The following is a 23,292-nucleotide window of genomic DNA, read 5'->3' as shown; positions in this document are numbered from 1 at the left end:
TTCACTTAACCCCTTTTGAGTCAATGATATTAGGGCCAAAGTGGGGGAAGGAAAAGGGTGAATGGCATACTTTGCCATAATTTTCACAGCTTTAAGGCTTGATTCTCAATCGAAATATTTGATCCGCTCGGCTGGCGGCAATTCGCTGTTCAACAGCATTTCCAGACGGCGGGGGTTGTCCTGCCGGGCAATCGAGGTCATGGCCAGGGCGATCATGGTTTTGATCGTGGCTTCGTCATTGGAATTGCGTTCCAGCTTGGCTGCCAGTGGGGCCAGCAAAACCATGCCCAGCACCGCGCCATAGAAGGTGGTGAGCAGGGCCACAGCCATGGCCGGGCCAATCGCATCCGGGTTATCCAGATCGGCCAGCATTTGCACCAGACCAATCAGCGTCCCGATCAGCCCCATCGCCGGGGCAATTTCGGACCCGCGGCGCAGAATATTGGCGGACCGGCGGTGGCGTTCAACCAGCGCGTCGATTTCCTGGCTCAATACACGGTCAATGTCGTCGGCGTTATAACCATCGGTGACCAGTTGCACGGCGCTTTGCAGGAACTTGTCTTTCTTCAATTCGCTTTCGGCCCCGGCTAGCGCCAGCAAACCGCGTTTGCGCGCAATCATGGCCAGATCCATCAATTGTTTCGCCATCACGGATGGTTTCCACACGCGGCGGAACAGGGAATTGCCCATGACGCCAATGGATTTGCGCAGTTCTTCGCCGGTGAAGGCAATGCTGGTCGCGGCAACGGTGCCCAGAACAACGATCAGGATGGATGGCAGGTTAAAGAAGCTGGCGTTGCTTTGACCAATGGCGATACCACCGGCAATCAGCGCCAACGCGCTTGTCACACCAACAACGGTGGCCAGATCCAGCTTGCGGCGGGGCGCGGTGATGCTGAGGACCACATCCGGACCACCAGCGCCCCCGGATGAATCATCGGAGCTTTGTGCGGCACGCAGTTGGGATGCATCACTGGTCATTCGGTTTTACCAAAATCAATCAGAACGTGGAGGATTAGTTGCGATCCGATTTTACAATCTCGGTCATGGTCACGCCCAATTTGTCTTCGACCACAACAACCTCGCCACGGGCGACCAGACGGTTGTTGACGTAGATGTCGATGGCTTCGCCGACTTTGCGGTCCAGTTCAACCACGGCACCGCGGCCCAGTTTCAGCAACTGGCTGACCTGCATCGTCGAGCGGCCCAGAACGGCGGAGATTTGCACCGGAATGTCATAGATGGCGGTGACGTCACCGGCCATCGGTTCGCCATACTCGTAATCTTTCTCGTCGCTTTCGGGCAGGCCGACGGATTCGATTTCGTTCAGGTTCATCCCTGCTTTGGCTTTTGTATCCTGATTGTCGTCCGTCATGGGGACTTCTCCAGCTTATTGGCTTTGATCGGATGCGGGGGGTTCCGTTACGGAAATCACCGCATTGTGAATGTTCTGTTCACCATTATCCGTCAGGTTGGCCCGGTCTGCAAGGATCTGTTCAATCTGGGCGCTAATCTGTTCGGCCAGATGCAGGGGATCGCGCACGGCGGTGCCGTTGGCCCACCCCATCCGGCATTGCCCGGCGGCCAGTGACGGGTGGCTGCGCACAGTGCAGCGGGCGCCCTGACCGGTATCGCGCAAAACCGAATCAATATGCTGGCGAATCGTATCGACGTAAGATTCCGGCACTTCGATGACGATTTCCGGCATATCGCGCACGGTTTCCAGCACGTTTTCAATCATCAACTTCACATCGTTCAGGCCCGTCTGTTCATTCAGCGACGGGAAACAGCGTTTGAAAATGGCATGGGCCAGCTGAACCGCTTCTTCCTCGAACGTGTTGTAGCGCATGGCTTCGGCGCGGAAGAGCAGGTCGAAATGATCGCGAATGCTGTTCAGCGTCATTGAAACGTCTTTTTCAATGCTGCCCAGCGTTTCGTTGACACCGTCCTTGTGCCCTTGTTCCATGGCGGCGCGGGTCGCCTTGGTCAGTTCTTCTTCACTGAATGTCGGGGGCGGGGGCGGTTCGTCGGGTGCAAGGATATCTTCCTCTTCCGCCGCATCGAATTTGTTGCGGTCGAACAGGAATTTCCGGACGTCTTTCGGCGATGCTGTATTCTTGTCACTCATTTAAACGCCGTTCCGAGCCTTAGTAAATCAGCTCGTCTTCCTCGTTGCCGCTGGCAATCACGATCTCGCCGCGGGCTTCCAGATCCTTGGTCACATTGACCACGTATTGTTGCGATTCCTCGACTTCTTTCAGGCGGACCGGGCCCATGGCGCCCATGTCTTCCTTCATAATCTTGGCCGCACGTTCCGACATATTGGAGAAGAACAGGTCGCGCAAAGATTCCGTTGCGCCTTTGAGGGCGAGGGGCAGTTTGTCCTTGTCCACGGCACGGATAATGGTCTGGATCGCCGCCGGGTCCAGTTTGGCCAGATCCTCGAACGTGAACATCAGGCTGCGGATCTTCTCGGCCGATTCCGGTGTGATGCGTTCCAGCTCTTCCATGAAGCGGGTTTCGACCGAACGGTCGAGGTTGTTGAAAATCTCGGCCATGACTTCGTGGCTGTCGCGGCGCTGGGTGCGGGACAGGTTGGCCATGAATTCGGTGCGCAGGGTTTTCTCGACGTCTTCCAGAACTTCCTTCTGCACCGCTTCCATGCGCAGCATGCGGTGGATGACTTCCATCACGAAGTTTTCCGGGAGCAGGGCCATCACGCGCGCGGCGTGGTCCGGTGTCACCTTGGACAACACGACGGCCACGGTTTGCGGATATTCTTTTTGCAGGAAGTTGGCGAGGATTTCCTCGTTCACGTTGCCCAGTTTTTCCCACATGGTACGACCCGCGGGACCGCGGATTTCTTCCATGATCTGGGTCACTTTGTCTTTGCCCAGAACTTTGGTCAGCAGGCGTTCCGTGGAATCCATCGTGCCGACCAGATTGTTGGTCGAACTCATTTGTTCCGCGAAATCGATAAACAGGCGTTCAACCACGTTGGCGCTGACCTTGCCCAGGTTCGCCATGGTTTGGGAGATTTCCATGATCTCCTCGTCATCCATATGCTCGAAAATCCGGGCGGTGTGTTCCTCGCCCAGGGCCAGCATGAAGATGGCGGCTTTTTCGGCACCGGACAGGGTGCGATAATCCTCACGTACACGCATCGTGCGCTCGTTCCCTTTTTATCTTAGCTTTCCTGGCTCATCCAGCTCCGGATCACGGAGACGGTTTCAGCAGGGTAGGTGGATACAATATCTTCGACCTTGCGGACGGAGGATGCTTTAACTTTGCCTTCGACCTGTTTCATGTCGATCAGGCTGTCTTCTTCCTCGGCTTCCGGCGGGCTGAATTGTTCGCCGCCCGGACCGGTCAACGCCGGTGTCGGCGCGCGCGCGGAGAGCAGGGTTTGTTGGTCGCCATCATCTTCGTCGGTCAGCCCTTCGGTCGCCAGCAAGCGGCCCACCATCGGCTGCAGAACCAGCAGAACGACCAGAATGACCATGATCGCCACGGTGATAATTTCGGCGGCGCGCAGGATGTCGCTGCGTTCAAAGCCGAACAACAGGTTGGACACATCGTCGGAAACGATATCCATATCGGCGAATTGCATGTTTACAATTTCAACCGTGTCGCCACGGGATTCATCGTATCCGATCGAGGAGCGCACCAGTTGGCGGATTTGTTCCAGTTCCTGTTCGCTGCGTGGCTGGTACGTTTTGTTGCCTTCGGCATCGGTGACATAGGTGCCATCAACCAGAACGGCCACGGACAGGCGTTTGACTTCGCCCACTTCGCTGACGCGGTTGCGGACGGTTTTGCTGATTTCAAAGTTGGTGGTTTCTTCGACGCGGGATCCTTCGACCGAGCTGCCCGGTTCACCCAGCAGATCACCGGAAATACCCGGCAGGTTGTTTTGAACGGATACGTCCTGCGGTGCAGATTCTTTTTCTGAATTTAGTTCTTCAACCGTTTGAACGGAACGGGCAACCTGGCTTTCCGGGTCGAACACTTCTTCGTTCGTGGTGATGCGGTCGAAGTTCAATTCGGCGGTGACCGTGGCGCGCACGCGGCCATACCCAACGGTACGGCCAATAATGTCCTCAACCGATTGTGTCAGGCGTGTTTCATACGCACGGCGCATTTCTTCGGCCTTCATCGCCATCAGACTGGTGTCTTGTTCGCCGCCACGCGCCAGCAGGTTGCCCTGACTGTCGATCACGGACACGCTGTCCGCTTTCATGTTGGGTACGGCAGAGGAGACAAGCGACTGGATCGACATAATTTGTTCGCGTTCCAAACGAGCGCCTTGGTTCAATTGAATGAACACGCTGGCGCTGGCTGGGCGGTTTTCGCGGCTGAACAATTCACGTTGCGGCAAAACCAGATGAACGCGGGCGGCCTTGATCGGGCCGAGCGCGCCAATGGTGCGGGCCAGTTCGCCTTCCAATGCGCGAACCTGATTGATGTTCTGGATGAAGTTGGTGGTGCCAAAGCCCGATTGCTGATCAAACAATTCGTAACCCATCGACCCACCGTTGGGCAGGCCAGCTTCGGCCAGCAACATGCGCGCGCGGCCCACTTCGCTTTCGGGGACCATGATGCGCGTGCCGTCGGGCGACACGTCGTAACGAATTTGGGATTCTTCCAGTTTTGCGGCAACGGATGCGGAATCCGTGGTGGACAAATCGCTGTACAACAATTTCAGCGACGGCGTGGATACGCGCATCGACACGAAAATGAAAAAGATCAAAAGCGTCACCAGCACGCCGCCCATGATGCCGAGGCGAGCGGGGCCAAGCTGTCGCAATGTATCCATAAAGCTGTTCACGTCTGCAATCCTGACAGTAGCGTTAAAGCGTTTGAGCGCGGTGTTGTTTTTAGGTCAAACCGCACGGACGCGCGGCGCAGAAAACGAGGGTTTCTCATATCAAAGGTACCCGAGAACGAGAGTCCGCGCAAATGCGAACCGCATCGTAAAAATTATAGCGCGTTTTGGGGTTCTTTGCCACGTATGCGGGCCTGTTCCGCCCGGTCTATCCCTTTGAGTTTTCTGGCCCTGTTTGCCATTGCTCATGCCAAATCTGCTGAATTTCCAGTAATGGCTTGATTTCAACTAATATTATGCGCCCGCTCTGCTTAATCTTTGTTGAATCTGTTCATTGTTACTGGAATGTTTCATTTAAGTTAACTGGCCTATCGCAAGTATAGTTTTGAAGTAGTGTAGTATAATTTACCCTTTTGATCGTAGTTTATTCGCAGTAACGTGTGCCATTACTTAGTAAAGCCATGAAGTTTAGTTTTTTCGAATATTTGCAGGTGCGGCAATTTTCCTTATTTTCGGGGCGAATATTGGCTGCATACATGGGTGAATGTGCGCATTTTCTTGACTCTTGGCGTGGAATCGCGGTAGCATGGTATCTAGGTAGTATACCAAAAGTGTGACCGCGCCCCGCATTGAATAAAAAGGGCGCATTCGGGTGGGGACCCGGAGCGCACACTGGATAGAGGGTATACGGGTCAGGAAAGAATGATTGAAGCAGTAAACTCAGTGCTGTCTAACGCGCCGCTGATTCGGGGAAGCACCGAACAGCAGAGCACGTCGCGCACGAATGCTGCCAATCCTGATAAGGTTCAAGTGGTGGCACAGGCCCCGTATATCAGCCCCTATGTTCATGTTGATGTGAATCACGACAAGGCCGTGTTGCAATTGCGCGACCCGGATACGGGCGATGTCGTTCGTCAAATCCCGTCCGAGCCGATGCTGGATGCGATGCGCCGTCAGGACGCAACGCTGGAAGCCCGCCGTATGGCCCAGGCCGAACAATCCGCCCGCGAAACCCGCGTGCAGCAAGTGTCCCAACCGGTTCAGCAGCAGCAAGTTCAGGTGCAGGTGTCCCAACCCGCGCCGCAAGTGCAGGCCCAGACCCCGACACAACAACAATTCGCTGCTTTTGCCAGCGCCGCCAATTTCGCAGCGACCAGCCAGTCAACAACGACGGTGAGCGTCCTCGCGTAACATCTTGAGCAGGTGGGAAAAACTAAAACCAAAGCGACCGATGATCCGGTCGCTTTTTTGTTTGTGTTTTTGTGGATACGGGGCGGATCGTATTGAATGTTGTGGTGGTAAAAGCCTCGAATAAGCAGAAATCTTTCAACCCAACCCTCCGTCCCAGCCACCCGTCCCAGCCATCCGTCATTGCCCGGTTTATCCGGGCAATCCATCGGCTGGTATGGATCACCCGGATAAACCGGGTGATGACGATAATGGGGGATTCTTCAGACGTCGTCATACCGGCGAAGGCCGGTATCCAGTGGATGTATCGTATGGATACCGGCCTTCGCCGGTATGACGCGGAGTAATGATGCCTTCTCATTCATGCCTCAAAAAACAAAAAACCCCGGCGCGTCTTCCGCATCCGGGGATTTTTAAAAATTGTGGGGCAGGGCGGTGTTACTTCTCTCCGGCCTTTTTCTCCGCCGTGGCTTCGCTCTCCGGCGTTGGCTTCGTCATCAACCCGGCGGCAATTTCGCGGTTGATGTCGATTAGCACATCCAGCTTTTCCTTCTTCGGATCGGCCAGAATATCCAGCGTGCGTTTAAAAACATAGGCACCCAAATTGGCAATATTGGCGCGCAAACTGTCGGGGCGACCATCTTCTTCACCAGCGGTGGCATTATCCACGAACATCAGCCAGATCTGCCGGTTATGGCGCAGGGCGTCGTCCAGCTCTTCCAGCGTGTAACTGTCCCATCGATTTTGAATATCCTGCAATTTCTGCACGGCTTTTAACAACGCGCGCGCTTCGATCTCGCGCGGGTCGGTTGTGGTTGTGCGGGCGTGCTGGGCATAGGCCCCGGCAGCGCTGGCGTGCGGGTTGGTCGGGGGCAGTGGTGGTTTTTGATCACTAGGCATTATCAATCAAACCTTGTTCGTACTTGATCAGTTCACGCGCTTCTTTCATGGCCTGATAATACTGGCCGGAAAGAATTTTATCATTAATGCTGGCGAAGAAAACGGTGGTGGTCGGGGCCGCTTCCTGAATTTCGCGAATGGTTGAGAAATACTTCTCAAAGTATTGATCCGGCTTGGAAGAAATGTACATGCACTGGATCAGAAAATAGATTTTCTTCGCCGGAGAATTCACATCTTCTTCGCGCAGAACGTCCTTCTCCCGCAGGATGGGGGCGTTGCCCGCAATGTGCAGGCGGGTGCGCTGGCTGTCATTCGTAATGACGGCTTCGCCGATCAGAATTTTTTCACCTGGCTTCAGGTCGATGATAAGAGCCATGAAGGATTTCTTCCCTGATAAAGCGAACGTCCCAAAATTGGGGGCCGGAATGGCGCCAGAATGGCTTTCACCGTCCGCAGTAAGACCAATACCATCTTAAAAGTAACATATTAGCGGAAGGTTAAAAAGTAAGCCTTTCATTTTCCAAAAGAAAAACAGAGTGATGGTGGGCCCCCTCTCCCTTCGGGAGAGGGCTGGGGTGAGGGGACGTAAACCACGAATGGACACGAATTCACACGAATAGGACTTCTCGTTCTTACCGTACCGTCATACCGGCGAAGGCCGGTATCCAGACGATCCATCCATTGGATACCGGCCTTCGCCGGTATGACGCATAGTGATGATGCCCTCTATTCATGTGAATGTGCGTTCGGGGTGACGAGGGGAGCTTGTGGAGTAGGGGGTGGAAGGTGTGTGGGGCACATTCTGGTTTCAGAATGTGAAAACCCCCGGCGGATTTCTTCCGCCGGGGGTTTTCGCGATTAAATCTGTGTCGATTAGAACAGACGCAGGATCGACTGCTGGGACTGAGAGGCCAGTGACAGGGCGGTAACACCCAGGGACTGACGGGTCTGCAGAGCCAGCAATTTTGCGCCTTCCTCGTTCTGGTCGGCGTTAACCAGTTTGTCCGAACCTTCTTTCAGCGTGTTGATCAAGCTGTTGGTGAAGGTTTGGCGGGTCTGAATAACAGACAGGTCGTTGGCCAAGCTGGATCCAAATTCACGGACCGAGCTCAGAGCGTCACTCACTGCACTGATCACACCGTCAACGGAAGCCGCGTTGCTGAAGTTGGCTTCGTCCAGACCCAGACCAGCGGACGTGAAGGTCACGCCTTTGGTCTCGATCGTGCTGGTGCGGTCTTCGTTGAAGGTCGTCAGCAGGTCGTTGCCGTTCAGCAGGTTGGTCCCACGGTAGCCCGTGTCACCATTGCTGACCAAGGCGTCAATCTGGTCGCGGATTTTGTTGAAATCCTGCTCCAGTTTAGCCAGTTGGCCTGCGGAAGATCCCAGCTGGATGTTTTCTTCGATTGCAACACCGGCGGCAACTGCAGACAGATCGGTCAAACCGAAGCCAAAGTTTGCAGAGTCACCAATCGCGGACCCGGCGAAACCAATCTGCACACTCTCGACTGAGGCGTCAATCGCGCGGATAGAAATCTGCCCGGTTTCTTCGTCGAACGTAGCTTCCAACTTCGAGTTCAGTGTAGAGTTATTGTTGACTGCATCAACAAACTCTTGAACTGTAGCTGTTGCGGCTAGGGCGATGTTTTGTGCTGCCCCTCCGTTTACGGCGATAGTGTAGTTTTCACCGCTAATCCCGTCGAACAACGTTGCAGAAGTCGGGGCCTCGGCTGTGCGCAGTGCAGTCAAAAGCGTACTGCGGTCTGCAACGTCACCTTGGTCGTTCTTTACAAAGTTATGGGACTTCAAAGCAACATCAGCTGTTGCTGTGAAACCTACGTTGTTTGGAGCTGCTGCAATACCATCGGCTGTAACTTTTGCGATTTCGCCAAAGCCAAGAGCGTTAGCTGCAGCCAGTTTATCTGCATCTGCGGCTCCGCTGAAGTCAACGGTGAAGCTTCCGCCGCTGACCAAGGAACGGATAGACAGCTGTCCCTTATCATCGAGTTTTGCTTCGAAAACAGCACTTTGATCGGCCTGATCGCGAATTTCGTTGATTGCTGTAATCAACTCGTTTGTTGATGTACCTGCGGCAACGGCAACTGTAATGCTTGTTTGCACACCACCAGCCGGATCCGGGTCAATGACATCACCATCCGCGTCCGTGGCTGTCAGTGTCAACGTCACACCAGCCGTCAAACCCGGAACATCGGTCAGGTCATCAATGTTGCGCAGGTCTTTATTACCCGTCACTTTGGCTTCAGCCGTACCAGCAGCCAGAGCTTCTTGAGCCTGGGATGCAATGGAGTCGGCTTGTTCAACCAAGGAGGTCAGGGCGGTAACACCGGTATCAGCGGCTTTAATCACCTGAACGGACTGGCCGATAGAATCGAGCAGTTTGGTCAGGTCGGCCGCACGGTTGGTCAGGGCACGGGATGCGAAGAATGCCTGCGGACCATCAAGGGCCGAGTTCACCTTCTTACCTGTACCCAGGTTACGTTGCGTAATATCGATGGAGTTTTGGGTGCTTTGCAGAGAAAGCAGGTTGGTCCGCATAGCGGCGGAGAGTACGACATCGGATGTCATAGTAGGGTTCCTTTCCTAGGTTTCCTATTTTATGTAAGTATCGAATTCCTCTCGATACAGTACCCAGCTTAAGCCAAGAGGCCTTAACAAAGGTTTAAAGAGGCTAGCATGCGTTTTTTGGGAAGTCACTGAAATTATTGAGTCTTTTTGTATTATGAAAAAATTGATGTAAAAAAGTTTTGTTTTTCTGAGAAATTTTTGCGGGATTTGGGGCTGATTGTCTTCCTCCTCTATACGTCACTCCGGCGAAAGCCGGAGTCTTCGTCCTTTATGGCTGGAAGATCCCGGCCTGCGCCGGGATGACGGTGGTGGGCGTGTATATAGAAGGTAGAAACCACGAATGGGCACGCATTCAAGCGCATAAGGCGTTGTCACAAGCACGCGTCATTGCCCGATTTATTCGGGCAATCCATGGGGCGGTATGGATCACCCGGATAAACCGGGTGATGACGCAGTGTGGGGGTGGGTGATGACGCGTTGCTGGAGGTGCTTTATTTGAATGAATGCGTGTCCATTCGTGGTTCCGGCCCTTATTCCGCAAAAGATTAAGGGTACACCGGTTTCCCGGTGTACCCTTATGATCTGGGTCCTTACGACTATCCGTTCTGAACTGGGGCGTTCTGCCCGCGGAGGTGGGGGGCTAGTGTCCATCCTCCGCCGTAAGGCCAGAGTCCTATCCCTGGGTCGTTGGCGATTAGCCGAACAGACGCAGGATAGCCTGTTGGGACTGCGACGCCAGCGACAGGGCGGTAACGCCCAGCTGTTGACGTGTTTGCAGTGCCAGCAATTTCGCACCTTCTTCGTTTTGGTCCGCGTTGACCAGCAGGGCGGAGCCCTCTTTCAACGTGGTGACCATCGAGCTGGTGAATGTTTGACGCGCCTGGATGACCGACAAATCGTTGGCCAGTGTGGAACCGAAGTTCCGCACGGTTTCCAGCGCTTCGCGAACGTTTTCAATGCTGTCTTCAACCGTGTCGATACGGGAGAAGTCGGCAACGTCCAGACCCAAACCATCGGCGGTGAACGTTACGCCTTCGGTTGTGATCGTGCTGGTGCGGTCTTCGTTGAAGACGGTCAGCAGGTCATCACCGAACAGCAAGTTCGTGCCGCGATAGCCCGTGTCACCGTTGGACACCAACGCATCAATCTGGTCACGCAGCTTGTTATAGTCGGATTCAAGCTTGGCCAGTTCTGCGACGGAGTCACCGAAGGTGATGTGTTCACCAATTGGGTCCGCATCAGCGGTGGTCAGCGCCGTTGTGCCGAAGCCAAAGTTTGCAGTGGCTCCGCCAGCATCGGCTTCCAGTGTCGTTGTGATGCTTTTTACAGATCCATCAATTGGGCGCAAGGAAATTTGACCGGTTTCTTCGTCAAACTCTGCCTTGATTTTCGTGTTCAGTGATCCGTTGTTGTTGATTTGATCAATGAATCCTTGAATGCTGATGGATGCGCCGCCGGATGTAAGTTCAATGCGTTGCCCGGCTCCGCCGTTGATAGAGATGACGAAGTCATCGGCGGCGTTGTCGAGGTTACCGAACAGTGATGTTCCTGAAGCGTTAACGAGGTTTGACAAGAGGTCGCTGCGATTTGCGATCGTGTCTGGTGCTGTTGTGCTGTCGTACAAGGAAAACGAACGCAGTGCTGTATCAGCAATGGCCGTTATGCTGACGTTTGATGCGCCGGCTCCATCGTCAACAATGCGGACCTGATCGCCAAAACCAAGGGCGTTTGCCAAGCCAAGGTTGGTTACATCGTTGTCTGTCGTTGTGGTGAAGTTCATGTTCAAACTATCACCGTTCGTTGTCTTGATCGACAGCTGCCCTTTGGCATCCAGCTCTGCCTTGATAACGTGAGTTCCATCAGCGTCAACAATGCTGTTCAGGCGAGCCAGAAGATCTTCTGTTGATGTGCCCGCTGCGACATCAATGTTTGTCGTTGCGCCAGTAACTAGTGGTGTGGCGAATTCACCTGTGGCACGAGAAACGCCTTCTTGCGTCGTCAAGGTGAAGGAAATGCGGGTTAATGCATCTGCAGGCCAGCCTACGATGGCGCGTAGATCGTCAACATTACGCAGGTCCTTCGTACCCGTCACTTTCGCTTCCGACTGGGCATTCGCAACCGCTTCGCGGGCGCTGGTGACCAGGGCGTCGGCTTGTTCGACCATGGTGGTCAAAGCGGTGACGCCGGTGTCGGCGGCTTTGATCACCTGAATGGACTGGCCAATGGAGTCCAGCAGGCGGCCCAGATCGCCAGCGCGGTTGTTCAGCGCCTGAGAGGCGAAGAACGCTTGCGGGCCATCCAGAGCGGAGTTGATCTTTTTCCCCGTAGCCAAGCGGTTCTGGGTAATATCGATCAGGCTTTGCGTGTTCTGCAGCGACAGCAGGTTTGTGCGCAAGGCTGCGGTCAATACGACATCGTTGGTCATGATTTTAGTCCTTTCTTACGTACTTTTATCTCTTGAAACGGTTATGTCTGGTTACGGTGGATTATCGGAGTCTCAGAAGCTCTTCTGTCATCTGGTCCACCGTGGTGATGATTTTGCTGTTGGCTGAGAAGGCCCGCTGGCTGACGATCAGCTTCGCGAATTCATCGGCCAAGTCGACGTTCGAGGATTCGATTGTCGAGGGTTCCAGGAAGCCCGCGCCGCCGGTTCCGGCTTCACGCAAGTTTTCTTCACCTGACAATTCGCTTTCCGAGTAGGCCGTACCCGATACTTCGGTCAGGCCGTTGATGTTGGAGAACGTCACCAGCGGAACCTTGTACAGGCGAGCCGACGCACCGTTCGAGAACCGGGCGACGACGAAGCCATCGCGTGTCAGTTCCACCCCAGTCCGCAGGCCCAGTTCGGCCCCGTTCTGGTCGGAGAAGATCACGTTGTACTGGCCGGCAAAGCTGTTGAAACGTTCAACGTCAATGTCGATGTTCTGCGGGCTTGAACCGTTGCCCCAGTCGATCTGGTCCAGGTTCAGGTCGATGTTCCCGTCGGAGTCCGGCAGGGCGTTCAGCGAGCCGTCACCGTCGAAGTTCATCAGGCCATTGGACAGGGTCGTGCCGTTCGGGTGAACAACGCGAACATTCCACCAGCCGCGGCTGTTGTAATTCGTATCACCCGGCAGGCTTTGCGGAGATGGGTAGCCACCCGAGCTGTACGGCGGGGAGTCCGATGGAGAGCCGTTACCGAAACCAGCAGCGAAGTAGGTTTGGGTTGTGCTCAGGCCCAGAGCGGCCGCAACGTTTACGCCGCCGAAGCCAATGATGGCATCGTTCGGAGAGGCGTTGGAGTGGGTGATTTCCAGTTGACCCGATCCGTTAATGATGGCCGAACCCGGAACACCGGTTACACCGTCAACAAAGGCCGTGATGTCGTCGATATCATCACCGGCACCAACCGTGAAGGTGGCGGGGGCACCCGCACCATCCAGGTCAATGGTCAGCGTATCGCCGGGGTTCAGGCCCAGGGCGGCCAACAAGGTCGCCGGACCCGGTGTACCATCGACCAAACCACCAACGGTGCCCGTGGCAATGGCTGTCGCCGTTGTCAGATCGTTGGAGGCGTAGGTCCCAGCCACCATGCCCAACGCGGTCAGCGGTGTGCCGGATACGTTGGTGACGTTGATGGTTTGGGCGGCGCCACCTTCGAATTCGGTGCGTTGGAACACCAGTTCCCCGTTGTTGCCCAGGAAAGCCTCAGCCCCCGGAACAGTGTTAACGAAGTTCAGGATGTCGTTCACCGTCGATGTCGATGTGACCGTAAACGTAGACGGGCCACCTGCATCTGTTGTGATCGAGAAGCTGTTGCCGACGGTCATGCCGAGGTCCGTGACCAGATTGTCCGTGGCGGACAGATCGGACACAGTACCAGCCGACGTCCCCTGCGGGCCGTAGGTTTTGGTGTATTCGAACGTCAGAACCTGTGCGGAACCAAGGCTGTCATACACGGTCAGACCGCGGGTGAAGTCCGCCGGGGTCGTGGATACGTTGCCCAGCGATGCGTCAACTTCGTTCGCGTTCAGCGTCAGGGAAATTTCCCCGGACGTGGTCGGACGGGTCAAGCCACCAAGGAAGGCAACGTCAGCCGGAACCAGCGAGGTCAAATCCCCTTGGTTGGCGGGCAGGTTGCCGTTGGCATCCAGCGGCCATGCGTACATGACGAAACCGGCGGTGTTGCGCAGCAGCCCCTGGGCATCTTCACTGAACGAACCGGAGCGGGTGTACAGGAATTCCTGACCAGCCGTGGTATCGCGTTTTACAGTGAACATCCCGTTACCGGAGATGGCGGCGTCCGTGGTGGAACCGGTTTGTTGAATTGGGCCTTGTTGGTTTACGCGTTGGACGCGGTTTACCGCAACCGTACCCGGTGAATAACGGGATGAACGGCCTTCGGATGTAACCAAGCTGTAGAACGCGGCTTCGGACCGTTTAAAGCCGACCGTGTTCACGTTGGCGATGTTGTTGGCGATCATGGCTGTGGATTGCGATTGTGCGCCAAGACCAGATACGCCGGTGAAAAGGGATCCAAACAAGCTCATATTCTGTCTCCTTTTACTCTCTAACTGTTGCTGTTCTGTTTGTTTGTTTTTTGTTTATTCGTATTCTGTGTGGTTAAGCCATGAGGTGGATCATGCGCTGTCCTCCCCATCCGGTTCTTCTGTTTCGCCGGTATCGGTTCCATCATCCGGTGTTGTCGGTGGTGTTTCCGGTGCGGCGGTTGCCGTTTTGGCCTGAATTACAGTGTTCAGGGCCACGGCGCGTTGTCCGATCAACAGGAAGATGACGCCGTTTTGCGATTCGATACCGCGCACGTTGCCGGATACGGCGGTGGCGATTTCGGTGATTGGTTTATCGTCGTTGTCGACGGCATCGATTTTCAGCGTGTAGGTGCCTTCCGGAACCACATTGCCGTCGTCGTCTTTACCGTCCCATGTGGTTTGCTGCGGGCCGGCGGCCTTTGGCGCTTCCATGCTGCGGATCAGGTCGCCCGCTTCGTTGTAGATGTTGGCCTTGGCGACTTTCGCACCGGATTCCAGATTGTAGAAAATGTCGACCGGTTTTGCGCCGTCCCAGTTCATTTCAGCACTGGTGTAGGTGACGTCCATGCCGACATAACCCAACGCAACGCTGGAAATGCTGCCCAGTTGCAGGGAGAGCAGGTCGTCCAGTTTCTGGTTGGTGTTGATGGCCTGTTCGACTTGGCTGAACTGAACCAACTGGTTCGTGAACTCGGTGGAGTCCATCGGGTTCATCGGATCCTGGTTCTGGAGCTGTGTGGTCAACAGCGTCAGGAACTGGGAAAAATCTTCCGCCAGTTTAATGGACTGGGTTTGCGTGTTCGCAACGCCCTGTGCCGCTCCTGTTAATGTTACATCACTTGTCATCTGCGGCTCTCCATTAAGCCAGAATGTCGTAACGCTGCATGCCGGTCGCGGCGTCGGTGTACCAATTCATCGTGCTTTCAATAACGATCTCTTGTTCGCCATCTTCGGCACCTTCGCCTTTACGTCCTGAACCGCCTTCGTATCCGCGGCCATTTCCGTCTCGGCTCCAGTCATGGGATTGGTCGGCCAGTTCGAAGCTCAACCCACCATTCCCGGTGTCTATACCTGCCTCTTGCAAGGATCGTTCCAGAACGCTGGAATCTCGTTGCAGCATCAAAAAAGTTTCCGGTTTTTCGATAACCATGTGCGCTTGCATCGACTTGTCCTTCGAAAAACGCACGTGAACCTCAAGCTTTCCAAGGTCTGGCGGGTCCAGACGCATGGACAGGGTGCTGTCGCCGCCATTCTGGGCACTTTTCGTAATTGCGGCGGCCACGGCCTGTGTTGCCGGGTGCGGGGCGGCAGGATTTGCCGAGCTGGTGACCAGAGAGGTCAAACTTGCCGTTCCCGTAATGCTCAGGCCGCTGAAGCCATTCAGGTTGCGGGCCCATTCGGATCCGTCCGGGAACACGCCGTCCAGAGAGCCATCATTGATCAGGCTGCCCAGACCGTTCATGAAATCCATGCCCTGTGCGCTGAGTGCGGCGGACGGGGATGTGCCGGATTGCACGGCGGCCAGGGCCTTTTCCAGACCTGTGGCCATTTTCGTGTTGCCGTTGCTTTGCGCGGCTTCCATCAGGCGCAATATTTCGTCAAACCCTTTGGTTTTTCCGCCTGCGCTCAAGCCGTCATCTTCGACAAGGGCGGTTTCTTCCGGATTGACCAGAAGATCATTGAGCGAGGATTGCACCGTGGGTTCGCTGGTGCCGGTGGTCTTGGGCGGCGTTGCGGTGGTGGTCACCGGGTTGCCGGACCGTGGCATGATCACAATGTCCTGCGCCTTGCGGGCGGATGCCCCGGATTGCGGCGGCAGGATGTTGATGATGACGGACAGCAGGGCCAGGCCCTCACTGTCATTGGTCAGATCGCGGCCATCATGGATGTCCTGTACGATCTTGGTAATATCTTCCGGGGTTAAACCCGTGGCGATCAAGGCTTGTTGCGCGTCGGCAATGGCGTTGGCATCAACGGCCAAAGCGTCGCCAGATGTTTTCGGCAGGGTGATGGTCTGGTCATCCAGCGGTAAGCCTTGGATAAGCGTTTCCAAGCGGACGATCAGCGTTTTGCGGGCCTCTGGGCTCAAATCTGTAATATTCGGTGTTTCGGTGGATGGCAGTGCATCCGGATTGCTTTGACGCAGGGCTTGCGCCAGCGTTTCCAAAAACGCGGCGGCCTCTTCGCTCAGCGGTGCATCATTGACCAACATGCCAACAACATCATCGGCCTGATCCGTGTTCAGGGTCGTATCGGCGCTGATTTGCGTTGGGCGCGTGTTGATGATCGTGGTGGCGGCTTTGTCCAGCAATGCGGTTTCGGCGTTGATCGTACCTTGAGTATCTTGCGTGGTGGTTGCGGTCGTGGTCGTTTCGGGAGCAATACGGGTAAAGATCAGGTCGATAAAGGACAGGGCGCCGCCAAGACCGTTGGTCAGGCCACTTGTCATGCCATTCCCGGTCAAGCCAGATCCGGCGAGGGCGGATTGCTTGGCTTGCGGTGTGATCTGCATACTGATCTCTGTCGTCATAATCTGTCCTTCTCTGGCTTTCTGCCCGCTTTGGCTGCCCGTTGGGTCGGTGTAGTGACGATTACGCGGATTCGTTCAGGGTCATCGGGGCTGTGCTTTGGTAGCCCTTCATCTTGCCGTGGGCGCCATAGTTCACGCCGTCACGTTCCATTGATTTGCGGGCCGCTGTCATGATGCGTTCATTCAAGCGGTTGACGCTGCGGCGCATACGGTCCAGCGCTTCCATGTTCTCTTCGGCCACGATTGTGAAAGCCTCCTGTTTCTGACGGAACAGGCTTTTCAGATCCGGGTGAACGTTCAGGAAATCGTTCTTACGCGCGATCATCTGGCTGATGCCGTCGTGATAGGCGCGGGTGGTTTCCAGCTTGCGCGGTTGCAGCGCCATGAAATCGCGCGTGCGTGCGGCGTTCAGGGCTTCGTTTTCCTCAACATACACAGCGCGCAGGCTGTCGATGGTTTCCATCATGTCCTGCATGGCGCGGGCCGGATCGGCGGGCAGGGTGATTGCGGGTTCAAAATTTTTCGATTGTGTGCTCATTATACAGCTCCTTCTTGCTGGCGGATCATTTCCGCGCGAACCATGTCGGCAATGCCCACGCCACCATTGGCGGCCATGTTCTTGCCGTACTCATCCAGCATCAAATCCTGGAAAATTTCTTCGCCATTGCCGCCGCCGAACAACGGATCGGGCTCGATCCCTTCGAACATCGGCTTCATCATCGAGGAGAGGAAGACGGCTTCGAAATCACGCGCAGCAGCGTCAATCTTCTCGATGTTGATGCCTTTGGCTTTCATTGCCGCGGCCATTTGTTTGGCCTGTTCGGCCTGGCTGCGAACCATGGCGATCTGGGCGTCTGTTGTGGTCAGGGATGTCATCAAGCTGTTCATGGTTCATCCCTCCTTACAGCGTGTCGATTTCAGCTTGCAGGGCACCGGCGGCCTTGATCGCTTGTAAAATGGTGATCATGTCGCGGGGGGCCACGCCCAGGCGGTTCAATCCGGTGACCAGATCCTGCAGCGTCACGCCGCTCTCCAGAACGCCCAGGCGAACATCTGCGCCATTATTGACTTCAACATCGGTACGCGGCACGACGACGGTTTCGCCTTGTTCCGCGAACGGGTTCGGTTGGGATACTTGCGGTGATTCCGTGATTTTGATGGTCAGGTTGCCTTGCGCAATCGCAACGGTGTTGATGCGCACTTCGGAGCCCATCACGATCACGCCGCTGCGTTCGTCAATCACAACGCGGGCAATTTGATCCGGCTGCACGGGCAGTTGTTCGACATCGGTGATCAGGTCAACGATCGAGCCTTTATAGCCGGACGGTTTTTTCAGGACGACGCTGGCGGCGTTTTCGGCCGTGGCCACATTGGTGGCGGTGAAGCCGTTAATGGCGCTGGCGATGCGGCGGGCGGTCGTGAAATCCGGATTGCGCAGGGCCAGACGCACTTGCGTGTAATCGGCCAGTTGGAAATCCAGTTCGCGTTCAACAATGGCACCGCCCGGAATGCGGCCGGCGGTCGGGGTGTTTTGTGTGATGGTTTCGGCGGCACCCGTTGCGGCAAAGCCTGCAATGTTCACCGGGCCTTGGGCCACGGCGTACACTTCGCTGTCGGCGCCCAGCAACGGTGTGACCAGCAAGGTCCCGCCTTGCAGGCTGTCGGCATCGCCCATGGCGGACACGGTCACATCAATACGGCCGCCTTGGTTGGTAAAGGGGGGCAGGGTGGCGGTGACCATAACGGCGGCGACGTTGCCGGTGTTCAGGTTTTCATCCTTAACATTGACGCCCAGACGTTCCAGCATGGCGGTCAGGGATTGGCGGGTAAACGGCGCGTTGTTCAGCGAATCGCCCGTCCCGTTCAAGCCAACAACCAGACCGTAGCCAACCAGTTGGTTGTCACGGACACCTTCAATATTGATGATGTCTTTGATCCGGGTGGTTTTGGTGAAAGCGGGGGTGGCCATGACGGCACCCAAAATGACGGTCAGGCCCATCAGGGTCAGGCCGCGCACGAAGGCTCTCATATTATATGTCGTTGTTTGCATCATTCTTCCCATAAGCCGAGAAAGCCATTATTCCGGGTATACAGATGCAGGGGGCGTGCCACAGGAGGATTTAAAAATTACTGTTTAAAAACAATGTGTTAAATTGTGGTTTGGCGCGTGAAATCACGGTTTTGGGGCAAAGCCTGCCTTTGGATCGTGCAGAGCGGCAAAAATTGCCTGTGCCGCGTCGCGTATAAAAATGGTATCCTGAAAGGAATGGGGGTGTTTCCCCCGCGCGTTTCCTCACTATCCCCTTAAGTCACTGGTATCGCCATGAAGATTGAAGGCCCGAATAAGACATCCCAAACCAGCTCCACCCGGTCGAAAGACAAGGCCGGCGCAGCGGGGGCGTCCTTTGGTGACTTTATGACGGGCGGAACGGCTGAAACCGCGGCTCCGGCAACGGCGCGGGCCATTGCCCAAGTTGATGCCCTGCTGGCCGCGCAGGAGGTCGAAGACCCCGCCGCCCGTGCCGCACGCCGCCGTATGGTGGGCCGGGCGGATAATGTTTTGGACCAGTTGGAGGCCATTCGCCTCGGGTTGTTGACCGGAACCATGACCGTTGGGGATATTTTGAACATTGCCGATGTTGTGGCGCAACACCGGGAACGCATTAAGGACCCGGGTTTGACCGCGATTCTGGATGAAATTGATCTGCGCGCGCAGATCGAAATTGCCAAGATGCGCATGGCGTTGGGCGGGTCAGACCCCCACCCGGGAGCGTAAAAAGCGGCAAAGATCTGTTTATCATTGAATTCAAAGGATTTTTACCGCTTGCCTGAGGGGGGCGGAAATCCATATATTTGAGTCTGTTTAATGTACACCCCCTCACAGCATAGGAATGGGGCCATGGCCACAAAAACAAAAGCAAAGAACACTGACAGCACCTCGACCAGTCTGCCGCCGGATTATGATCCGAAGAAGGACAAGGGCGATTTCATGAATCCCCTGATGCTGGAATATTTCCGCCGCAAATTGATCGCATGGCGGGAAGAGCTGCTGCGTGAATCGTCCGAGACCATTCATAACACGCTGCAAAGCACAGAATTGCAGAAGCCGGATCTGGCGGATCGTGCATCGGCGGAAACCGATCACGCGCTGGAACTACGCACACGCGACCGTGAACGCAAGCTGATTTCGAAAATCAACGAAGCGCTGCTGCGCATCGAAGATGGTTCGTATGGCTATTGCGAAGAAACGGGCGAGCCGATTTCCGTGGCCCGTCTGGAAGCCCGCGCGATTGCAACACTCAGCCTTGAGGCGCAAGAGCGTCACGAGCGCATGGAGCGCACGCACCGCGACGAATAGGCGAACGCTTTAAGATCTCTTAAAAACCCGGTCCGCAAGGTCCGGGTTTTTTATTTGGGTTTTTCGCTGTTCTCATTTTGCGAACACATTGCCCCGCCAATGCACCAGTGTGCTGGCACATCCATTGCCACGTCTTCCGTTGAGGGTTTTAAAAAACGGCGGATTTCGGGGGAAATGATTATGCGGGTACGGTGGTTTTTCGCAATCATCATGACAATTTGCATCGTTTTTTCCGCGAATCCCGCGAATGCGCAGAGTGCGGGTACGATGCGCTATAACAGCACGATCAATAATCTGGAATTTTATGATGGGTCAAATTGGTTCCGCTTCAATCTGATTGATCTCGGGTTGGTGGATTATTTGTTGTTGCCATCTTGTTCAAATCCCGGCGCGCTGGATTATAACCATGGTCTGAATGTGTATTACATGTGCGATGGCACGAAATGGCGCACGATGCTGGGGCTGCCCACCGGGCTTTTCTGTGGTACGGCGGGAACCATTGATTACCGGGATAATGCCTTCATGTATTGCAATGGCTTGGCGTGGATGAGTTTCAAAGGCTTGATGGTCAGCTAAATGAGAAAAGAAAAACCGGCTCTTGGGGAAGAGCCGGTTGGAGGTAACAAGGGTTGGGGTGACTGTTGGGGTCCTACAGTCAAAGGGGGCGGCGGCCCCCTTACCCCCAGAGCGGAAGGGGGAAGGGGTCGGGTGGCAAGGGGACGCGCCTTATCTGTTCTCCTTCCATGGCCTTTTCGGGGGTACGAGAAAGGCCGACGGTCGGGTCTGGGGTTAGAAGGGGAACAGAATATCGTAAACCTGTTGTCCGTAACGCGGTTGCTGGACATCGGTAATCTGTCCTTGACCGCCGTAGATGATACGGGCTTCGGCAATTTTTTCGTATGAGATCGAGTTGTCGATCGCAATGTCTTCCGGACGAATGACGCCGGCGACGTTCAGAATGCGTTTTTCAAAGTTCACGCGCACTTCCTGATTGCCCGCGATAACCATGTTACCGTTGGGCAGGATTTGCGTGATGATGGCGGCAACCTTCATCGTGATTTCTTCTTCACGTTCGATTTTGCCGCTGCCCGCATGGCTGGAATCTGCATCGGCACCGACCAGGTTGGCGTTATCTACGGCCTCGGGCAGAATTTGGCCCAGTGATGCTTCATATCCCAGCAAATTGTCCAGTCCTGCGTTTTCGCTGGAGCTGCGGGTCCGGTCCGTTTTGTTTTCCAAATCGGCTTCGTCATCAATGTCGATAACAACGGTCAGGATGTCACCAATATTGCTGGCGCGCTGATCCTTGAAGAAGCTCTTGCGGTTGGATTGCCACAGGGAATTCGGCTGTTTCATCGCCACTTCCGGTGCGGGCATCGGCATGCTGATCGGCTTGTAATCCGGTTGCGTTTGCGGGTTTACAATCGGGCTCATGCCGGGGGCCTGGCCCACATTGGACAGACGCTCGCTGGCGCCACAGGCACTCAAAGACACGCCCATCAACAAGACCAGGGCAAGGCGGCTGGCGCGATTTTTGTGTGTTGTTGCAATCATTGTACTTCTCCTTACTTTCCCTTGTCGTATGCTTTTATTGTTTTTTATTCTGTGACGGTCACTTCATGTGATCCGGTTACAACCGCATCAACCTGAATATTGCTGGCCAGATTGGTGACGCGGACCAGATCGCCATTGGCGCCGTTCTGCAATGCCCGACCCGTTGCGGTCAGCATCATCGGACCCGTTTTGAAGATAATGGTGACGTTCTTGCCACGGCTGACCAGTTCCGGACGCTGAATGTCCATGGAACGGACCGGCTGACCGGCAATCGCGACACGGCGCGGGGTCATGTTGACCAGTTTTTCGGCATCGGTGATGACATCGGTACCAATGTCCTTCACATACATTTCAATGAAATCCAGATCATTCATGCCGATCAAATCACCATTGCGCAGGGCGGCTTTCAGCACCGGAACGGAAATCATCTGGCGCACTTGACCGGACACCGGCAGTTTCACCGTGGATTTGTCACGGGACGGTGCATACACGGTCGCGGTAAAGGTGGATGTGCGCGGGTCATAACGCATTTCATCAATTTCAACCGTGGCGGCTTGGTCCGCGGGCAGAACGATGTCCTGGTTCGTGCCGTTGATATAGGCCGAGAAATTCCCGGTCAGGCCCTGTTCGCCCAGTTTTTCTTCCAGTGCGGATTCAACATCGCTGGTCGGAATGATCGTTGCGGCGCGCGTGACCGTGATTTTGTCGGTCGGGCTGTCCGGACGCCAGTCCAGATCCAGCGCCATGGCGATGCGGAGCAGGGATGATGCATTCAGCGTCAACGTTTCACCCGCATCTGGGCCGGGGCCCAGAATATAGGCGGCATTGCGACCGGCATTGTCGAACAGATGACCGACGGTCAACGCCCCTTGATCCAGAACGACGTCCGGTTTCAACGATGCGGCGTGGGCCGTGCGGGCCCCGGCGACAGCGATAAACGCCGCCAGAACAAGGGCCAGAACCAGCACTGAAATGCGGGCCGCCATATCCAATGATGTCAGAATGGTCTGTTTCATTGTTTTATTCCCTTATCAATTAGCGCAATTGAACCACGGTGCTCAGCATCTCATCGCTTGCGGAAATGACCTTGGAGTTCATTTCATACGCACGTTGGGCGCTGATCAGGTTGGTGATTTCTTCAACCACGTTGACGTTGGAGCTTTCGAGAATGCCTTGGCGAATGCTGCCAAAATTATCTTCGTTCGGGTTGCCGTTGATCGGTGAACCAGAGGCTTCGGTTTCCAGCAACAGGTTGTCGCCAATGGCGTCCAAACCGGCCGGGTTGATGAAGGTGCTCAGTTCAATTTGGCCGACTTCCTGCTGGTTGACCTGGTTCTGGATTTTCGCAAAAACCTGGCCGCTTTCGTTGATTTCAATGTCGGTGGCATCTTCCGGGATAACGATACCGGGTTGCAGCAGATAGCCCATGCCGGTCACCAATTCGCCGTCCTGGTTCACCTGAAACACACCATCACGGGTGTAGGCGGTTTCGCCACTTGGCAATTCAATCTGGAAGAAACCATCGCCGTTGATGGCCAGATCCAGCGGGTTTTCCGTCACTTTCAATGTGCCTTGTTCGTGGATGCGGTACACACCGGCGGCGCGCACGCCCAGACCCATCTGCAAACCGGCGGGAACAATCGTGCCGGAATCGGATGACGTCGTGCCCGGGCGGGTGATGTTTTGATACATCAGATCCTTAAAATCCGCACGGCGGCGTTTATAGCCGGTGGTGGTCATGTTGGCGATGTTCTGGGAGATGACATCAACATTCATCTGTTGTGCCTGCATCCCCGTGGCGCCGATGTCCAATGATCGCATCATA

At 55.3% G+C, this 23,292-nt stretch carries 23 protein-coding genes; 4 read left to right on the top strand and 19 right to left on the bottom strand.

Going from position 1 to position 23,292, the window contains the following annotated elements; translation table 11 throughout:
- Window positions 1-105 precede the first annotated feature (105 nt).
- The 5 genes from ACSC94_RS06415 to fliF all read right to left on the bottom strand — a co-directional run bounded on the left by ACSC94_RS06415 (window position 106) and on the right by fliF (window position 4,828).
- Window positions 106-981 (bottom strand): motility protein A, encoded by an 876-nt coding sequence (locus tag ACSC94_RS06415; protein WP_435640018.1) that lies wholly within the window; start codon window positions 979-981, stop codon window positions 106-108.
- A 34-nt stretch (window positions 982-1,015) separates the two neighbouring features.
- Window positions 1,016-1,264: a flagellar motor switch protein FliN gene (gene fliN, locus ACSC94_RS06410; RefSeq protein ID WP_407635804.1), complete on the bottom strand. Its 249-nt coding sequence runs from the start codon at window positions 1,262-1,264 to the stop codon at window positions 1,016-1,018.
- A gap of 126 nt (window positions 1,265-1,390) precedes the next feature.
- Window positions 1,391-2,128 (bottom strand): flagellar protein FlbE, encoded by a 738-nt coding sequence (locus ACSC94_RS06405; RefSeq protein ID WP_435640017.1) that lies wholly within the window; start codon window positions 2,126-2,128, stop codon window positions 1,391-1,393.
- 19 nt (window positions 2,129-2,147) lie between these two features.
- Window positions 2,148-3,164: a flagellar motor switch protein FliG gene (gene fliG / locus ACSC94_RS06400; protein WP_015467055.1), complete on the bottom strand. Its 1,017-nt coding sequence runs from the start codon at window positions 3,162-3,164 to the stop codon at window positions 2,148-2,150.
- Window positions 3,165-3,187: 23 nt separating this feature from the next.
- Window positions 3,188-4,828, bottom strand: a complete 1,641-nt coding sequence (gene fliF / locus ACSC94_RS06395) for a flagellar basal-body MS-ring/collar protein FliF (RefSeq protein WP_435640016.1) — start codon at window positions 4,826-4,828, stop codon at window positions 3,188-3,190.
- A 699-nt stretch (window positions 4,829-5,527) separates the two neighbouring features.
- On the opposite strand from fliF, the gene ACSC94_RS06390 reads away from it, so the two are divergent.
- Window positions 5,528-6,016: a flagellar protein FlaG gene (locus ACSC94_RS06390; protein ID WP_435640015.1), complete on the top strand. Its 489-nt coding sequence runs from the start codon at window positions 5,528-5,530 to the stop codon at window positions 6,014-6,016.
- A 435-nt stretch (window positions 6,017-6,451) separates the two neighbouring features.
- On the opposite strand, the gene flaF is transcribed toward ACSC94_RS06390, so the two are convergent.
- The 10 genes from flaF to ACSC94_RS06340 all read right to left on the bottom strand — a co-directional run bounded on the left by flaF (window position 6,452) and on the right by ACSC94_RS06340 (window position 18,608).
- Window positions 6,452-6,913 (bottom strand): flagellar biosynthesis regulator FlaF, encoded by a 462-nt coding sequence (gene flaF / locus ACSC94_RS06385; RefSeq protein ID WP_435640014.1) that lies wholly within the window; start codon window positions 6,911-6,913, stop codon window positions 6,452-6,454.
- Window positions 6,906-7,289 (bottom strand): flagellar biosynthesis repressor FlbT, encoded by a 384-nt coding sequence (locus ACSC94_RS06380; protein ID WP_435640013.1) that lies wholly within the window; start codon window positions 7,287-7,289, stop codon window positions 6,906-6,908. The genes flaF and ACSC94_RS06380 overlap by 8 nt, the downstream gene beginning before the upstream one ends.
- Window positions 7,290-7,786: 497 nt before the next feature.
- Window positions 7,787-9,496 (bottom strand): flagellin hook IN motif-containing protein, encoded by a 1,710-nt coding sequence (locus tag ACSC94_RS06375; protein ID WP_435640012.1) that lies wholly within the window; start codon window positions 9,494-9,496, stop codon window positions 7,787-7,789.
- Window positions 9,497-10,190: 694 nt separating this feature from the next.
- A complete protein-coding gene (locus tag ACSC94_RS06370) occupies window positions 10,191-11,921 on the bottom strand; it encodes a flagellin (protein WP_435640011.1) in 1,731 nt (576 codons plus the stop codon).
- Window positions 11,922-11,982: 61 nt separating this feature from the next.
- The gene (locus tag ACSC94_RS06365) at window positions 11,983-14,025 is read right to left on the bottom strand and encodes a flagellar hook-basal body complex protein (RefSeq protein WP_435640010.1); all 2,043 of its coding nucleotides are present in this window, start codon (window positions 14,023-14,025) and stop codon (window positions 11,983-11,985) included.
- Window positions 14,026-14,115: 90 nt separating this feature from the next.
- Window positions 14,116-14,871: a flagellar hook assembly protein FlgD gene (locus tag ACSC94_RS06360; protein WP_435640009.1), complete on the bottom strand. Its 756-nt coding sequence runs from the start codon at window positions 14,869-14,871 to the stop codon at window positions 14,116-14,118.
- Window positions 14,872-14,884: 13 nt separating this feature from the next.
- Window positions 14,885-16,555: a flagellar hook-length control protein FliK gene (locus ACSC94_RS06355; protein WP_435640008.1), complete on the bottom strand. Its 1,671-nt coding sequence runs from the start codon at window positions 16,553-16,555 to the stop codon at window positions 14,885-14,887.
- A gap of 61 nt (window positions 16,556-16,616) precedes the next feature.
- Window positions 16,617-17,093, bottom strand: coding sequence for a flagellar protein FlgN (locus ACSC94_RS06350; protein ID WP_435640007.1), 477 nt, complete (start codon window positions 17,091-17,093; stop codon window positions 16,617-16,619).
- Entirely contained in the window at window positions 17,093-17,443 is a 351-nt protein-coding gene (locus ACSC94_RS06345) for a rod-binding protein (protein WP_435640006.1), read from the bottom strand. The genes ACSC94_RS06350 and ACSC94_RS06345 overlap by 1 nt, the downstream gene beginning before the upstream one ends.
- 13 nt (window positions 17,444-17,456) lie before the next feature.
- Entirely contained in the window at window positions 17,457-18,608 is a 1,152-nt protein-coding gene (locus tag ACSC94_RS06340) for a flagellar basal body P-ring protein FlgI (protein ID WP_435640005.1), read from the bottom strand.
- Between the two features lie 270 nt (window positions 18,609-18,878).
- On the opposite strand from ACSC94_RS06340, the gene ACSC94_RS06335 reads away from it, so the two are divergent.
- Complete coding sequence (locus ACSC94_RS06335) at window positions 18,879-19,331, top strand: flagellar assembly protein FliX (RefSeq protein WP_435640004.1); 453 nt, start codon at window positions 18,879-18,881, stop codon at window positions 19,329-19,331.
- Window positions 19,332-19,454: 123 nt separating this feature from the next.
- Entirely contained in the window at window positions 19,455-19,913 is a 459-nt protein-coding gene (gene dksA / locus ACSC94_RS06330; protein WP_435640003.1) for an RNA polymerase-binding protein DksA, read from the top strand.
- A 50-nt stretch (window positions 19,914-19,963) separates the two neighbouring features.
- On the opposite strand, the gene ACSC94_RS06325 is transcribed toward dksA, so the two are convergent.
- Window positions 19,964-20,137, bottom strand: coding sequence for a hypothetical protein (locus tag ACSC94_RS06325; protein WP_435640002.1), 174 nt, complete (start codon window positions 20,135-20,137; stop codon window positions 19,964-19,966).
- Here ACSC94_RS06325 and ACSC94_RS06320 point away from each other — a divergent pair.
- Window positions 20,124-20,489, top strand: coding sequence for a hypothetical protein (locus tag ACSC94_RS06320; RefSeq protein WP_435640001.1), 366 nt, complete (start codon window positions 20,124-20,126; stop codon window positions 20,487-20,489). The two genes, ACSC94_RS06325 and ACSC94_RS06320, sit on opposite strands and share 14 nt — an antisense overlap.
- A gap of 213 nt (window positions 20,490-20,702) precedes the next feature.
- On the opposite strand, the gene flgH is transcribed toward ACSC94_RS06320, so the two are convergent.
- The 3 genes from flgH to flgG are packed head-to-tail and all read right to left on the bottom strand — an operon-like array spanning window position 20,703 to window position 23,288.
- Window positions 20,703-21,467, bottom strand: a complete 765-nt coding sequence (gene flgH / locus ACSC94_RS06315) for a flagellar basal body L-ring protein FlgH (RefSeq protein WP_435640000.1) — start codon at window positions 21,465-21,467, stop codon at window positions 20,703-20,705.
- Between the two features lie 44 nt (window positions 21,468-21,511).
- Entirely contained in the window at window positions 21,512-22,483 is a 972-nt protein-coding gene (flgA, locus tag ACSC94_RS06310) for a flagellar basal body P-ring formation chaperone FlgA (protein WP_435639999.1), read from the bottom strand.
- A 19-nt stretch (window positions 22,484-22,502) separates the two neighbouring features.
- Window positions 22,503-23,288, bottom strand: a complete 786-nt coding sequence (gene flgG, locus ACSC94_RS06305; protein ID WP_435642158.1) for a flagellar basal-body rod protein FlgG — start codon at window positions 23,286-23,288, stop codon at window positions 22,503-22,505.
- Window positions 23,289-23,292 lie beyond the last annotated feature (4 nt).

The organism is Micavibrio aeruginosavorus (genome assembly GCF_051245535.1).
Taxonomy (GTDB): domain Bacteria; phylum Pseudomonadota; class Alphaproteobacteria; order Micavibrionales; family Micavibrionaceae; genus Micavibrio; species Micavibrio aeruginosavorus_D.
This window is presented reverse-complemented; position numbering and strand designations above follow the sequence as displayed.

Excerpts from the sequence above, each read along its gene's own strand:
- ACSC94_RS06415 (WP_435640018.1), bottom strand. The coding sequence starts at position 981 with ATGACCAGTGATGCATCCCAACTGCGTGCCGCACAAAGCTCCGATGAT.
- fliN (WP_407635804.1), bottom strand. The coding sequence starts at position 1,264 with ATGGCCGGTGACGTCACCGCCATCTATGACATTCCGGTGCAAATCTCC.
- ACSC94_RS06405 (WP_435640017.1), bottom strand. The coding sequence starts at position 2,128 with ATGAGTGACAAGAATACAGCATCGCCGAAAGACGTCCGGAAATTCCTG.
- fliG (WP_015467055.1), bottom strand. The coding sequence starts at position 3,164 with ATGCGTGTACGTGAGGATTATCGCACCCTGTCCGGTGCCGAAAAAGCC.
- ACSC94_RS06390 (WP_435640015.1), top strand. The coding sequence starts at position 5,528 with ATGATTGAAGCAGTAAACTCAGTGCTGTCTAACGCGCCGCTGATTCGG.
- flaF (WP_435640014.1), bottom strand. The coding sequence starts at position 6,913 with ATGCCTAGTGATCAAAAACCACCACTGCCCCCGACCAACCCGCACGCC.
- ACSC94_RS06380 (WP_435640013.1), bottom strand. The coding sequence starts at position 7,289 with ATGGCTCTTATCATCGACCTGAAGCCAGGTGAAAAAATTCTGATCGGC.
- ACSC94_RS06375 (WP_435640012.1), bottom strand. The coding sequence starts at position 9,496 with ATGACATCCGATGTCGTACTCTCCGCCGCTATGCGGACCAACCTGCTT.
- ACSC94_RS06370 (WP_435640011.1), bottom strand. The coding sequence starts at position 11,921 with ATGACCAACGATGTCGTATTGACCGCAGCCTTGCGCACAAACCTGCTG.
- ACSC94_RS06365 (WP_435640010.1), bottom strand. The coding sequence starts at position 14,025 with ATGAGCTTGTTTGGATCCCTTTTCACCGGCGTATCTGGTCTTGGCGCA.
- ACSC94_RS06360 (WP_435640009.1), bottom strand. The coding sequence starts at position 14,871 with ATGACAAGTGATGTAACATTAACAGGAGCGGCACAGGGCGTTGCGAAC.
- ACSC94_RS06355 (WP_435640008.1), bottom strand. The coding sequence starts at position 16,555 with ATGACGACAGAGATCAGTATGCAGATCACACCGCAAGCCAAGCAATCC.
- ACSC94_RS06350 (WP_435640007.1), bottom strand. The coding sequence starts at position 17,093 with ATGAGCACACAATCGAAAAATTTTGAACCCGCAATCACCCTGCCCGCC.
- ACSC94_RS06345 (WP_435640006.1), bottom strand. The coding sequence starts at position 17,443 with ATGAACAGCTTGATGACATCCCTGACCACAACAGACGCCCAGATCGCC.
- ACSC94_RS06340 (WP_435640005.1), bottom strand. The coding sequence starts at position 18,608 with ATGATGCAAACAACGACATATAATATGAGAGCCTTCGTGCGCGGCCTG.
- ACSC94_RS06335 (WP_435640004.1), top strand. The coding sequence starts at position 18,879 with ATGAAGATTGAAGGCCCGAATAAGACATCCCAAACCAGCTCCACCCGG.
- dksA (WP_435640003.1), top strand. The coding sequence starts at position 19,455 with ATGGCCACAAAAACAAAAGCAAAGAACACTGACAGCACCTCGACCAGT.
- ACSC94_RS06320 (WP_435640001.1), top strand. The coding sequence starts at position 20,124 with ATGACAATTTGCATCGTTTTTTCCGCGAATCCCGCGAATGCGCAGAGT.
- ACSC94_RS06325 (WP_435640002.1), bottom strand. The coding sequence starts at position 20,137 with ATGCAAATTGTCATGATGATTGCGAAAAACCACCGTACCCGCATAATC.
- flgH (WP_435640000.1), bottom strand. The coding sequence starts at position 21,467 with ATGATTGCAACAACACACAAAAATCGCGCCAGCCGCCTTGCCCTGGTC.
- flgA (WP_435639999.1), bottom strand. The coding sequence starts at position 22,483 with ATGAAACAGACCATTCTGACATCATTGGATATGGCGGCCCGCATTTCA.
- flgG (WP_435642158.1), bottom strand. The coding sequence starts at position 23,288 with ATGCGATCATTGGACATCGGCGCCACGGGGATGCAGGCACAACAGATG.